Origin of the sequence: Streptococcus sp. GMD1S, assembly GCF_000296875.1 — a bacterium.
Classification (GTDB): Bacteria; Bacillota; Bacilli; order Lactobacillales; family Streptococcaceae; genus Streptococcus.
In genome coordinates this window covers 15,615-30,382 of record NZ_AJQY01000015.1, presented here as the reverse complement: position 1 = coordinate 30,382, position 14,768 = coordinate 15,615, and the positions used below count along the sequence as shown (strand labels likewise).

General features: G+C 37.1%; 9 protein-coding genes. All 9 read left to right on the top strand.

Annotation, left to right across the window (positions count from 1 at the left end; translation table 11 throughout):
• Positions 1-174: 174 nt before the first annotated feature.
• The 9 genes from vncR (at position 175) to GMD1S_RS03540 (ending at position 14,675) form a co-directional block, all read left to right on the top strand.
• Complete coding sequence (gene vncR, locus GMD1S_RS03580) at positions 175-831, top strand: response regulator transcription factor VncR (RefSeq protein ID WP_000697942.1); 657 nt, start codon at positions 175-177, stop codon at positions 829-831.
• On the top strand, positions 828-2,156 hold the full coding sequence (gene vncS, locus GMD1S_RS03575) for a sensor histidine kinase VncS (RefSeq protein ID WP_000831388.1): 1,329 nt from the start codon (positions 828-830) through the stop codon (positions 2,154-2,156). The genes vncR and vncS overlap by 4 nt, the downstream gene beginning before the upstream one ends.
• A gap of 139 nt (positions 2,157-2,295) precedes the next feature.
• Complete coding sequence (locus GMD1S_RS03570; protein WP_001018999.1) at positions 2,296-3,177, top strand: class II fructose-bisphosphate aldolase; 882 nt, start codon at positions 2,296-2,298, stop codon at positions 3,175-3,177.
• A 130-nt stretch (positions 3,178-3,307) separates the two neighbouring features.
• Positions 3,308-4,240 carry an alpha/beta fold hydrolase gene (locus GMD1S_RS03565; RefSeq protein ID WP_000734266.1) on the top strand — a complete coding sequence of 311 codons (933 nt, stop codon included), beginning with the start codon at positions 3,308-3,310 and terminating at the stop codon, positions 4,238-4,240.
• A gap of 51 nt (positions 4,241-4,291) precedes the next feature.
• On the top strand, positions 4,292-4,837 hold the full coding sequence (locus tag GMD1S_RS03560) for a histidine phosphatase family protein (RefSeq protein ID WP_001066186.1): 546 nt from the start codon (positions 4,292-4,294) through the stop codon (positions 4,835-4,837).
• 319 nt (positions 4,838-5,156) lie between these two features.
• Positions 5,157-6,149 (top strand): ABC transporter ATP-binding protein, encoded by a 993-nt coding sequence (locus GMD1S_RS03555; protein ID WP_001240815.1) that lies wholly within the window; start codon positions 5,157-5,159, stop codon positions 6,147-6,149.
• Between the two features lies 1 nt (position 6,150).
• Positions 6,151-6,969: an ABC transporter permease gene (locus GMD1S_RS03550; RefSeq protein WP_000240152.1), complete on the top strand. Its 819-nt coding sequence runs from the start codon at positions 6,151-6,153 to the stop codon at positions 6,967-6,969.
• Position 6,970: 1 nt separating this feature from the next.
• Positions 6,971-7,756, top strand: a complete 786-nt coding sequence (locus GMD1S_RS03545; protein WP_000760749.1) for an ABC transporter permease — start codon at positions 6,971-6,973, stop codon at positions 7,754-7,756.
• A gap of 430 nt (positions 7,757-8,186) precedes the next feature.
• Positions 8,187-14,675: a S8 family peptidase gene (locus tag GMD1S_RS03540; protein ID WP_000750018.1), complete on the top strand. Its 6,489-nt coding sequence runs from the start codon at positions 8,187-8,189 to the stop codon at positions 14,673-14,675.
• The last annotated feature ends 93 nt before the right edge of the window (positions 14,676-14,768 follow it).

Sequence of the window (14,768 nt, the reverse complement as noted above, 5' to 3'; positions counted from 1 at the left end):
ACTCTTCGAAAATCAAATTCAAACCACGTCAGCTTCACCTTGCCGTACTCAAGTACAGCCTGCGGCTAGCTTCCTAGTTTGCTCTTTGGTTTTCATTGAGTATAAGGACTCTTCCTATCAGGATGAAACAGAGGAGATTTACAAGAAATTTAAAGGATGTGAACCGTTTTTTCTATGAAAATTTTAATTGTAGAAGATGAAGAGATGATCCGTGAGGGAATCAGTGACTATTTGACGGATTGTGGTTATGAAACCATTGAGGCAGCAGACGGTCAAGAAGCTCTGGAAAAATTTTCCAGCTATGAAGTAGCCCTAGTTTTATTGGATATCCAAATGCCCAAGCTTAATGGCCTCGAAGTCCTAGCGGAGATTCGTAAAACCAGTCAGGTCCCTGTCCTGATGTTAACCGCCTTTCAGGATGAGGAATACAAGATGAGTGCTTTTGCTTCTCTAGCAGATGGTTATCTGGAAAAGCCCTTCTCTCTCTCCCTTCTAAAAGTGAGGGTGGATGCAATTTTCAAGCGCTACTACGATACGGGACGAGTCTTCTCCTATAAGGATACCAAGGTGGATTTTGAGAGTTACAGTGCAAGCCTCGCAGGTCAAGAAGTGGCCATTAATGCCAAAGAGTTGGAAATTCTGGACTATCTGGTGAAAAATGAAGGACGGGCCTTGACTCGTTCTCAGATTATCGATGCGGTCTGGAAGGCAACAGATGAGGTTCCCTTTGACCGTGTCATTGATGTCTATATCAAAGAACTGCGGAAAAAGCTAGACTTGGATTGCATCCTCACTGTGCGCAATGTTGGTTATAAATTGGAGCGAAAATGAAACGAACAGGTTTATTTACAAAGATTTTTAGCTATACCTTCTCGATTTTTAGTGTTCTGGTTATTTGTCTTCATTTAGCCATTTATTTTCTCTTTCCCTCTACTTATCTGAGCCATCGTCAGGAAACCATTGGTCAGAAAGCGACTGCTATTGCCCAATCCCTAGACGGAAAAGATAGGCAGAATATTGAGCAAGTCTTAGACTTGTATTCCCAGACCAGTGATATCAAAGGGGCTGTCAAGGGAGAGATGACCGAGGACAAGTTAGAAGTCAAGGACAATCTTCCTCTGGATACGGACCGCCAGACCATTTCCCTCTTTATCGAGGAGCGTGAGGTGAAAACGCAAGATGGTAGCACCATGACTCTCCAATTTCTAGCTTCCATGGACTTGCAAAAAGAAGCAGAGCAGATCAGTCTCCAGTTTCTCCCCTATACCTTGCTGGCATCCTTTCTGATTTCCCTCTTGGTAGCCTATATCTATGCTCGAACCATTGTTGCACCGATTTTGGAAATCAAGCGAGTGACCCGTCGGATGATGGATTTGGATGCCCAAGTGCGATTGCGTGTAGATTCTAAGGACGAGATTGGTGATCTCAAGGAACAAATCAATAGCCTTTACCAGCATCTCTTGACTGTCATTGCGGACTTGCATGACAAGAATGAAGCTATTCTCCAGCTGGAGAAGATGAAGGTTGAGTTCCTGCGAGGAGCTTCTCATGAATTGAAAACACCACTGGCTAGCTTGAAAATCCTAATCGAAAATATGAAAGAAAATGTCGGCCGTTATAAGGATAGAGACCATTATCTTGGAGTTGCCTTGGGGATTGTGGATGACCTCAGCCACCACGTTCTCCAGATACTGTCTCTTTCTTCTGTTCAGGAATTGCGAGACGAGAAAGAAGAGGTCGACCTTCTTCAGATGACGCAAAGTCTGGTTAATGATTATGCTTTGCTCGCCAAGGAGAGAGAACTTCAGGTAGACATTAGCCTAACCCGTCAGCAAGCTTACATAAACCCATCTGTCATGAAATTGATCCTATCTAATCTCATCAGCAATGCCATCAAGCACTCCACTCCAGGTGGCCTGGTCCGCATCGGGGAGAGAGAAGGAGAACTCTTTATTGAGAATAGCTGTAGTTCTGAAGAACAAGAAAAATTGGCCCAGTCTTTTTCTGAAAATGCTAGTCGCAAGGCCAAGGGTTCAGGAATGGGGCTCTTTGTGGTCAAAAGTTTATTAGAACACGAGAAATTACCTTATCATTTTGAGATGCAAGATTATCGTTTGACCTTCTTCATGTCTTATCCTAAAGTCGATCAAGACTAAGGGAAAGAAAGGGTTTACATTGATTGAGTTGGAAGAAATTCAATCTAAAGTATGGGAAAAACTAGCTTTTTTTGTCAAAAAGTGATAAAATGAACAATGTAAATGGGATGTCCCAAAAAATATATAGGAGGCCTGACAAATGGCAATCGTTTCAGCAGAAAAATTTGTCCAAGCAGCTCGTGACAACGGTTATGCAGTTGGTGGATTTAACACAAACAACCTTGAGTGGACTCAAGCTATCTTGCGTGCAGCAGAAGCTAAAAAAGCTCCAGTTTTGATCCAAACTTCAATGGGTGCTGCTAAATACATGGGTGGTTACAAAGTTGCTCGCAACTTGATCGCTAACCTTGTTGAGTCAATGGGTATCACTGTACCAGTAGCTATCCACCTTGACCACGGTCACTACGAAGATGCACTTGAGTGTATCGAAGTTGGTTACACTTCAATCATGTTTGACGGTTCACACCTTCCAGTTGAAGAAAACCTTAAATTGGCTAAAGAAGTTGTTGAAAAAGCTCACGCTAAAGGTATCTCAGTAGAAGCTGAAGTTGGTACTATCGGTGGTGAAGAAGACGGTATCATCGGTAAAGGTGAATTGGCTCCAATCGAAGACGCTAAAGCAATGGTTGCAACTGGTATCGACTTCTTGGCAGCTGGTATCGGTAACATCCACGGTCCATACCCAGCAAACTGGGAAGGTCTTGACCTTGACCACTTGCAAAAATTGACAGAAGCTCTTCCAGGTTTCCCAATCGTATTGCACGGTGGATCAGGTATTCCTGATGAGCAAATCCAAGCAGCTATCAAACTTGGTGTTGCGAAAGTTAACGTTAACACTGAATGTCAAATCGCATTCGCTAACGCAACTCGTAAATTTGCTCGTGACTACGAAGCAAACGAAGCAGAATACGACAAGAAAAAACTCTTCGACCCACGTAAATTCTTGGCTGACGGTGTAAAAGCTATCCAAGCATCAGTTGAAGAACGCATCGACGTATTCGGTTCAGAAGGTAAAGCTTAATCGAGCTGAACAATACAGAAAGAACCTGCCCCTAAGGGCAGGTTTTTTGGTGTTTGAAACTATAGAGAATATGTTGGGGAAGAATCTATCTTAAGTTGCTAAAAGAGTCTAATTTTTGTACAATAATGCTATGAAAAAACTGAAAAAATGGAGTCTTGGCTTTCTTAGTTTCATTCTTTTGTTTTTAGGGGCAACATTCATCTTTCATCGTATCAGTTTGGAAAAGGAACAAGCCTCACTAACACCTGTGGGACAGCAAGTTCTTGTCAATGGTCATCAAATGAATGTTTATGTTCAAGGTGAAGGACCTGAGACTATAGTAGTTATCTCAGGTGCTGGTATTGCTTCTCCTATATTGGATTTTAAAGAAGTATCGGAATCCTTATCGAAACAGTATAAGCTAGTTATCGTGGAGAGGGCGGGATATGGTTATAGTGATGATAGCAATCATTCAAGAGATGTGATGGAGGTTTTGTCTGAGACTCGCCAAGCTCTTTCCCAAGCAAATATCACAGGGCCGTTTATCATTCTGTCTCATTCCATGGCTAGTCTAGAGAGTTTGGCTTGGCAGGAGAAGTATCCTGATGAAGTGAAAGCCTTGATTGGTCTGGATTGGGCACTGCCGTCAAGTTATGAGAATTTAAAGGATAATCAGGCCTTGCTCACTGTGGCATATTGGAGTAGCAAGATTGGTTTATTACGCTATTTACCTGAGTCTTTTTATATAAAAAATCAAACTCTGACCGAAAATGAACGAAAACAATATAAACTTCTAGCTTATAAGCAGTTGATGTCACAAGCCATGCTTTATGAATCTCAAACGGTAAAGGAAAATGCTAAGAAAGTTCCCTCTAGCATCAATCCGAAAATTCCCACCTTATTACTGGTATCTAACGGCGAAGGCACCAGTTTTAGCCAATCAGAATGGCAACGTTATGCAGAGAGATTTGCAAGCGACCAGTCTAATGTTCAAGTCGTCTATATGGATGCGCCTCACGACCTCTATCATTATCAAAGCGATGCTATTGTTTCTCGCATTAAAGAATTTTTAGAGAATAATTGAGGGCTTAAAAATCCATTGAGACTGATGATAATAATTGAAAGGTAATGACTTATGAATAATTCTTATATTTTACTTAGACATGCTCATTCAAGATTTTCAAGTGATGATTTCAATAGAACTTTATCAGAAAAAGGATTCTCATCTCTTGACCAGTTAGATTTTTTGAATTCTTTTAATATTGATTATTATTTTTCTAGTCCTTATAAACGAGCATTTGAAACGATTAATAGCTCGCCAATTCAATTTGATAAAATAGTTCTTGATAATCGGTTACGAGAGCGAAAATTATCTTCAACCTTTATAAAAGATTCTGAGTTTGAAGACAGTATTAAATATTTATGGCAAAATCCTAGTGAATCTCTTTTAGAAGGGGAATCAAATCAAGACGCACTAGCTAGAGTACTAAATTTTTTAATGGAATTGGAAGAGAGATACTCAGAAAAAATGATTTTACTTAGTTCACACGGGAATTTGATAGGAATACTACTACATCACTTTGATTCCAGTTTTGATTATGAAAAATGGGAGCATATGACCTTTCCAGATTGTTTTCTAATTGATAGAGATGGGATTGTGAAAAGAATTTTGAAAGATTAGTTCGTTGATTAAATAGTGAATCATATTGATCAAAATAGTTTGCTTTTTACAACTCGTAACCTGCCCATCGGGCAGGTCTTTTTGGTGTTTTAAGGAAACTATTAAACCAGAATTTTGGATTTAAAATAGCATTTTAAGAGTGAAATCTCTAATTTCATAATCTGTAGGCAAACGCTTGCATTCCGTTTTTTATTGGACTATAATAGGTTGGTATAAAGCCTTCTGTAAGAATAACAATTAGAAAGTTTAGAAAGTAAGGACTTAGAATATTTGTAGTCAAAAATACAATGTTGCTATTCCTTGCGATAGGGAGATAGATATGGCAATGATAGAAGTGGAACATCTTCAGAAAAATTTTGTGAAGACTGTTAAGGAACCAGGCTTGAAAGGGGCTTTGCGCTCCTTTATTCATCCTGAAAAGCAGACCTTTGAAGCGGTCAAGGATTTGACTTTTGAGGTACCCAAGGGCCAAATTCTAGGTTTTATCGGCGCAAATGGTGCTGGGAAGTCAACAACCATCAAAATGCTGACAGGGATTTTAAAACCGACATCGGGCTATTGTCGGATCAATGGCAAGATTCCGCAGGACAATCGTCAAGACTATGTCAAGGATATCGGGGTTGTCTTTGGACAACGAACCCAGCTATGGTGGGATTTGGCACTGCAAGAGACCTACACGGTCTTGAAAGAGATTTACGATGTGCCAGACTCACTTTTTCATAAACGCATGGACTTTTTAAATGAAGTCTTGGATTTGAAGGAATTTATCAAGGATCCCGTGCGGACTCTTTCACTGGGGCAACGGATGCGGGCGGATATTGCGGCTTCCTTGCTTCACAATCCCAAGGTTCTCTTTTTAGATGAACCGACCATTGGTCTGGATGTTTCCGTCAAGGACAATATTCGTCGGGCTATTACCCAGATCAATCAGGAGGAAGAAACAACTATCCTCTTGACCACTCACGACCTGAGCGACATTGAGCAACTCTGTGATCGAATTTTTATGATTGATAAGGGGCAAGAGATTTTTGATGGAACGGTTAGCCAGCTCAAGGAGACCTTTGGCAAGATGAAGACTCTTTCCTTTGAACTGCTACCAGGTCAAAGTCATCTCCTTTCTTACTATGAAGGCCTGCCTGATATGACCATTGATAGACAAGGAAATAGCCTCAATATTGAATTTGATAGTTCCCGCTACCAGTCAGCTGATATTATCAAGCAAACCCTGTCTGATTTTGAAATTCGCGATTTGAAGATGTTGGATACGGATATTGAGGATATTATCCGTCGCTTCTACCGAAAGGAGCTCTAAGATGGTCAAATTGTGGAGACGTTATAAACCCTTTATCAATGCAGGGATTCAGGAGTTGATTACCTATCGAGTGAATTTTCTTCTCTATCGGATTGGTGATGTGATGGGAGCTTTTGTGGCCTTTTATCTCTGGAAGGCCGTCTTTGATTCCTCACAAGAGTCCTTGATTCAAGGCTTCAGTATGGCTGATATCACCCTCTACATCATCATGAGTTTTGTGACCAATCTCTTGACCAAGTCAGATTCTTCCTTTATGATTGGGGAGGAGGTTAAGGATGGCTCCATTATCATGCGCTTGCTGAGACCAGTGCATTTTGCGGCCTCATATCTCTTCACCGAGCTTGGCTCCAAGTGGTTGATTTTTATCTCTGTTGGACTGCCATTTTTAAGTGTCATTGTCTTGATGAAAATCTTATCGGGGCAAGGGATTGTAGAAGTGCTGGGATTAACGGTCCTATATCTTTTTAGCTTAATGCTGGCCTACCTGATTAACTTTTTCTTTAATATCTGCTTTGGATTTTCAGCCTTTGTATTTAAAAATCTATGGGGTTCCAATCTACTCAAGACTTCCATAGTGGCCTTTATGTCTGGAAGTCTGATTCCCTTGGCTTTCTTTCCAAAGGTGGTTTCAGATATTCTGTCCTTCTTGCCTTTTTCATCCTTGATCTACACTCCTGTCATGATCATTGTTGGGAAATACGATGCCAATCAGATTCTTCAAGCTATCTTGCTACAGGTTTTCTGGCTCTTAGTGATGGTGGGCTTGTCTCAATTGATTTGGAAACGAGTCCAGTCCTTTATCACCATTCAGGGAGGTTAGTATGAAAAAATATCAACGCATGCACCTGATTTTTATCAGACAATACATCAAGCAAATCATGGAATACAAGGTTGATTTTGTGGTTGGTGTTTTAGGTGTCTTTCTGACCCAAGGTTTGAACCTCTTGTTTCTCAATGTACTCTTTCAACATATCCCCTCGCTTGAAGGCTGGACCTTTCAAGAAATCGCTTTTATCTATGGATTTTCCTTGATTCCCAAGGGATTGGACCATCTCTTTTTTGACAATCTCTGGGCACTAGGGCAGCGCTTGGTGCGAAAGGGAGAGTTTGATAAGTATCTGACTCGTCCTATCAATCCGCTCTTCCATATCCTCGTTGAGACCTTTCAGATTGATGCCTTGGGCGAACTTTTGGTCGGAGGTATTTTGCTAGCGACAACGGTAACTAGTATTGCTTGGACTTTTCCCAAATTCCTGCTTTTCTTAGTCTGCATTCCTTTTGCGACCTTGATCTATACTTCCTTGAAAATCGCGACTGCCAGCATCGCTTTTTGGACCAAGCAGTCAGGTGCCATGATTTATATTTTCTATATGTTTAATGATTTTGCCAAGTACCCGATTTCCATTTACAATTCGCTCCTTCGTTGGTTGATTAGCTTTATCGTACCTTTCGCCTTTACAGCCTACTATCCTGCCAGCTATTTCTTGCAGGATAAAGACGGGCTCTTTAACATTGGTGGGTTGATTTTGATTTCCCTTGTTTTCTTTGTTATTTCTTTAAAACTCTGGGACAGGGGCTTGGACGCTTACGAAAGTGCGGGTTCGTAAGATATAAAATAGGATGAGATTTAAACATTAAATATGTTACAAACAACCGTTGAAAATTATAGCGGTTGTTTTTGCATGTTTATTAAGGCATAAATTCTATCCATACCCCTTTTTGCGATTTTGGTAATTATTCCAGTTGATTGCTACTATTTTTGATGGGAGGAATGAGTTTATATTGTACCCAGTTAACTATAATATTTATTGACTAACCTATTTGTTAACATGGATTAAAAAAAAAATTAACCTGGGTTAATTTTTCTTGACTTAAATTTTTTTAATTGATATACTATTTTTCAGAGAGCTAACAATTATATATAAATGTACTACTCTATCCCACTAGATAATACGTCATAAAACTTTTTATAACAAAGGCTAGCAAAGTTAAAGTTTTCTATCTATTGGGTTTAAAATAAAAAATGAAGGAATTATAATGAAAAAAAGTACGGTATTGTCATTAACTACTGCTGCAGTTATTTTAGCAGCATATGCCCCCAATGAGGTAATTTTAGCAGATGCACCTAGTTCTGAAGATGCTTTAAGAATTTCTGATAAAGAAAAAGTAGTAGCAGATGCACCTAGTTCTGAAGATGCTTTAAAAATTTCTGGTAAAGAAAAAGTAGTAGCAGATAAAGAAACAGAAAACAATGAACAATCTGAAGATATTCATAATGTTATAGAAACTTCAAAGGATACTGAGGAGAAGAAGACAACAGTTATTGAGGAAAAAGAGGTTGTTAGTAGAAAGTCTGAGATAGACAAAAAAACTAGTAACGAAGGAGCAAGTATCAAAGAAGACTCCAAGCAACCCAAAGGAGATGATGCGGACTCATTTGTAAATAAAGATACAGAAAATCCGAAAAAAGAAGATAAACTTGTCTATATTGCTGAATTTAAAGATAAAGAATCTGGAGAAAAAGCAATCAAGGAACTATCCAATCTTAAGGATACAAAAGTTTTATATACCTATAATACGATTTTTAATGGCGCTGCCATTGAAACAACTCCAGATAATTTGGACAAAATTAAACAAATAGAAGGTGTTTCGTCGGTTGAACGATCACAAAAAGTCCAACCAATGATGAATCATGCCAGAAAGGAAATTGGAGTTGAGGAAGCTATTGATTACCTAAAGTCTATTAATGCTCCATTTGGGAAAAATTTTGATGGTAGAGGTATGGTTATTTCAAATATCGATACTGGAACAGATTATAGGCATAAGGCTATGAGGATCGATGATGATGCCAAAGACTCGATGAAATTTAAAAAAGATGACTTAAAAGGCACTGATAAAAATTATTGGTTGAGTGATAAAATCCCTCATGCGTTCAATTATTATAATGGTGGTAAAATCACTGTAGAAAAATATGATGATGGTAGGGATTATTTTGACCCACATGGGATGCATATTGCAGGGATTCTTGCTGGAAATGATACTGAAAAAGACATCAAGAACTTTAATGGCATAGATGGAATTGCGCCTAATGCACAAATTTTCTCTTATAAAATGTACTCTGACGCAGGATCTGGGTTTGCGGGTGATGAAACAATGTTTCATGCTATTGAAGATTCGATCAAACACAATGTCGATGTTGTTTCGGTATCATCTGGCTTTACGGGAACAGGTCTTGTAGGCGAGAAATATTGGGAGGCTATTAGAGCATTAAGAAAAGCTGGAATCCCAATGGTTGTTGCTACAGGTAATTTTGCGACTTCTGCTTCAAGTTCTTCATGGGATTTAGTGGCCAATAATAATCTGAAAATGACCGACACTGGAAATGTAACGCGAACTGCAGCACATGAAGATGCGATAGCGGTCGCTTCTGCTAAAAATCAGACAGTTGAATTTGATAAAGTTAACATTGGAGGACAAAGTTTTAAATACAGAAATATAGGAGCTTTTTTCGATAAAAATAAAATCCTAACCAATGAGGATGGGTCAAAAACTCCAAATAAATTAAAATTTGTATATATAGGCAAAGGTCAAGACCAGGATTTGATAGGCTTGGATCTTAAGGGCAAAATTGCAGTAATGGATAGAATTTATACCAAGGATTTAAAAGATGCTTTTAAAAGAGCTATGGATAAAGGCGCACGTGCCATTATGGTTGTAAATACTGTAAATTACTACAATAGAGATAATTGGACAGACCTTCCAGCTATGGGATATGAAGCGGATGAAGGGACTAAAAGTCAAGTATTTTCAATTTCAGGAGATGATGGTGTAAAATTATGGAACATGATTAACCCTGATAAAAAAACTGAAGTCAAAAGAAATAATAAGGAAGATTTTAAAGATAACTTAGAACAATACTATCCAATTGATATGGAAAGCTATAATTCTAATAAACCGAATGTAGGTGATGAAAAAGAAATTGACTTTAAATTTGCAGCTGACACAGACAAAGAACTTTATAAAGAAGATATTATAGTCCCAGCAGGGTCTACATCTTGGGGGCCAAGAACAGACTTGCTTTTAAAACCGGATGTTTCAGCACCTGGTAAAAATATTAAATCCACTCTAAATGTTATCAATGGTAAATCCACTTATGGTTATATGTCAGGAACTAGTATGGCAACTCCAATCGTAGCAGCTTCTACTGTTTTGATTCGACCAAAATTAAAGGAATTGCTTGAAAGACCTGTCTTGAAAAATCTTAAGGGAGATGACAAAATAGACCTTACAAGTCTTACAAAAATAGCCTTACAAAATACTGCAAGACCGATGATGGATGCAACCTCTTGGAAAGAAAAGAGTCAATACTTTGCATCACCTAGACAACAGGGAGCAGGTCTAATTAATGTTGCCAACGCTTTGAGAAATGAAGTTGTAGCAACTTTCAAAAATACAGATTCTAAAGGTTTGGTAAATTCATATGGTTCCATTTCTCTTAAAGAAATAAAAGGTGATAAAAAATACTTTACAATTAAGCTTCACAATACCTCAAACAGACCTTTAACCTTTAAAGTTTCTGCATCAACTGTAACTACAGATGCTCTAACTGATAGGCTAAAACTCGATGAAACATATAAAGATGAAAAATCTCCGGACGGGAAGCAAATTGTTCCAGAAATTCACCCAGAAAAAGTCAAAGGAGCAAATATCACATTTGAGCATGACACTTTCACTATAGGTCCAAATTCCAGCTTTGATTTAAATGCGGTTATAAATGTTGGGGAAGCAAAAAATAAAAATAAATTTGTAGAATCATTTATTCATTTTGAGTCAGTGGAAGAAATGGAAGCTCTAAACTCCAACGGGAAGAAAAGAAACTTCCAACCTTCTTTATCGATGCCTCTAATGGGATTTGCTGGGAATTGGAACCACGAACCAATCCTTGATAAATGGGCCTGGGAAGAAGGATCAAAATCAAAAGCAATGGAAGGTTATGATGATGATGGCAAACCAAAAATTCCAGGTACCTTAAATAAGGGGATTGGAGGAGAACATGGTATAGATAAATTTAATCCAGCAGGAGTTATACAAAATAGAAAAGATAAAAATACAACATCCCTAGATCAAAATCCAGAATTATTTGCTTTCAATAACGAAGGAATCAACGCACCCTCATCAAGTGGTTCTAATATTGCTAAAATTTATCCTTTAGATTCAAATGGGAATCCTCAAGATGCTCAACTTGAGAGAGGATTAACGCCTTCTCCACTTGTATTAAGAAGTGCAGAAGAAGGAGTGATTTCAATAGTAAATACAAATAAAGAAGGAGAAAATCAAAGAGACTTAAAAGTCATTTCGAGAGAACACTTTATTAAAGGAATTTTAAACTCTAAAAGAAATGATGCAAAGGGCATTAAATCTTCTAAGCTAAAAGTTTGGGGTGACTTGAAATGGGATGGACTCATTTATAACCCAAGAGGTAGAGAAGAAAATGCCCCAGAAAGTAATGACAAAAAAGATCCTGCTACTAAGATACGAGGACAATTTGAACCGATTGCGGAAGGCCAATATTTCTATAAATTTAAATATAGATTAACCAAGGATTACCCATGGCAGGTTTCCTATATTCCTGTAAAAATTGATAACACCCCTCCAAAGATTGTTTCAATTGATTTTTCAAACCCTGAAAAAATTAAGTTGATTACAAAGGATACTTATCACAAGGTCAAAGAGCAATACAAGAATGAAACGCTATTTGCGAGAGATCAAAAAGAACATCCTGAAAAATTTGACGAGATTGCCAACGAAGTTTGGTATGCTGGGGCCGCTCTTGTTAATGAAGATGGAGAGGTTGAAAAAAATCTTGAGGTCACTTATGCAGGTGAGGGTCAAGGACGAAATAGGAAACTTGACAAAGACGGAAATACCATTTATGAAATTAAAGGTGCAGGAGATTTAAGAGGCAAAATCATTGAAGTGATTGCATTAGACGGTTCTAGCAATTTCACAAAGATTCATAGAATTAAATTTGCTGATCATGCTGATGAAAATGGGATGATTTCCTATTATCTAGTAGATCCTGATCAAGATTCATCTAAATACCAAAAGCTTGGCGAGATTTCCGAATCTAAATTTAAAAATTTAGAAAATAGAAAAGAGGATAGTCTTAAAAAAGATACAACTGAAGTAGAACATCATCAAGAAAATGAAGAGTCTATCGAAGAAAAATCTAGCTTGACTATTCATAAAACTATTTCAACAATTAGAGACTTTGAAACTAAAGACTTAAAGAAACTAATTAAAAAGAAATTTAGAGAAGTTGATGACTTTACAAGTGAAACTGGTAAGAGAATAGAGGAATACGATTATAAATACGATGATAAGGGAAATATCATTGCTTATGACGATGGTAGTGCCTTACAATATGAAACTGAAAAACTTGATGAAATCAAATCAAAAATTTATGGCATTCTAAACCCATCTAAAGATGGACACTTTGAAATTCTTGGAAAGATCAGTAATGTTTCTAAAAATGCCAAGGTATACTATGGAAATAACTATAAATCGATAGAAATCAAAACGACCAAGTATGATTCCCACTCAAAAACGATGACATTTGATTTATACGCTAATATTAATGATATTGTGGATGGATTAGCTTTTGCAGGAGATATGAGGTTTTTTGTCAAAGATGATGGTCAGATAAAAGCTGAAACTAAAATTAGAATGCCTGAAAAAAATAAGGAAACTAAAGCAGAATATCCGTATGCATCAAGTTATGGGAATGTAATAGAATTAGGAGAAGGAGATCTTTCAAAAAACAAACCAAACAATTTAACGGACATGGAATCTGGTAAAATCTATTCTGATTCAGAAAAACAACAATATCTGTTAAAGGATAACATCATTCTAAGAAAAGGCTATGCACTAAAAGTGACTACCTATAATCCTGGGAAAACGGATATGTTAGAAGGGAATGGAGTCTATAGCAAGGAAGATATAGCAAAAATCCAAAAGGCCAATCCTAATCTAAGAGTCTTATCAGAAACAACAATTTATGCTGATAGTAGAAATGTTGAAGATGGAAGAAGTACTCAATCAGTATTAATGTCGGCTTTGGACGGCTTTAACATTGTAAGATATCAAGTGTTTACATTTAAAATGAATGATAAAGGGGAGGCAATCGATAAAGATGGAAATCTTGTGACAGATCCTTCTAAACTGGTATTATTTGGTAAGGATGGTAAAGAGTACACTGGAGAAGATAAGTCCAACGTCGAAGCTATAAAAGAAGATGGCTCTACGTTATTTATTGATACCAAATCAGTAAATCTTTCAATGGACAAGAACTACTTTAATCCATCTAAATCTAATAAAATTTATGTACGAAATCCAGAATTCTATTTAAGAGGTAAGATTTCTGATAAGGGTGGTTTTAACTGGGAGTTGAGAGTTAATGAATCAGTTGTAGATAATTATTTAATCTACGGAGATTTACACATTGATAACACTAGAGATTTTAACATTAAGCTTAATGTTAAAGACGGCGACATCATGGACTGGGGAATGAAAGACTATAAAGCAAACGGATTTCCAGATAAGGTAACAGATATGGATGGAAATGTTTATCTTCAAACTGGCTATAGCGATTTGAATGCGAAAGCGGTTGGAGTACACTATCAATTTTTATATGATAATGTCAAACCTGAAGTAAGCATTGATCCTAAGGGAAATACTAGTATCGAATATGCTAATGGAAAATCTGTAGTCTTTAACATCAATGATAAAAGAAATAATGGATTCGATGGTGAGATTCAAGAACAACATATTTATGTAAATGGAAAAGAATACAAATCATTTGATGATATCAAACAACTAACAGATAAGACACTAAACATTAAGATTGTTGTAAAAGATTTCGCAAGAAATACAACCGTAAAAGAATTCATTTTAAACAAAGATACGGGAGAGGTAAGTGAACTAAAACCTCATAGGGTAACTGTGACCATTCAAAATGGAAAAGAAATGAGTTCAACGATAGTGTCGGAAGAAGATTTTATGTTACCTGTCTATATGGGTGAATTAGAAAAAGGATACCAATTTGATGGTTGGGAAATTTCTGGTTTCGAAGGGAAAAAAGACGCCGGCTATGTTCTTAATCTATCAAAAGATACCTTTATAAAACCTGTATTCAAGAAAATAGAGGAGAAAAAGGAGGAGGAAAATAAACCTACTTTTGATGTATCGAAAAAGAAAGAAAAAACACAATCTAATTCAACTAATGATGTCAATAGTATTGTTTCTGATGAAAATGATAAAAACTTTGAAATTAACAAGAACGTTTATCTAAATGAAGAAGGGAACTTAACTAATAAAAATACCAGCATCAATAGTAAATCAACTAGTAACAATCCTAATGAGTTGCCAAAAACCGGAACAGCAAGCGGAGCCCAGACACTATTAGCTGCCGGAATCATGTTTATAGTAGGAGCTTTTCTTGGATTGAAGAGAAAAAATAAAGATTAAGACAAAAGCTATAGAAAAAATGGTTTATGTACTGAGATTAGATAGTGAGGTGATGACATAGTTTTGTGAAAATATTGATTTATAAATATATTA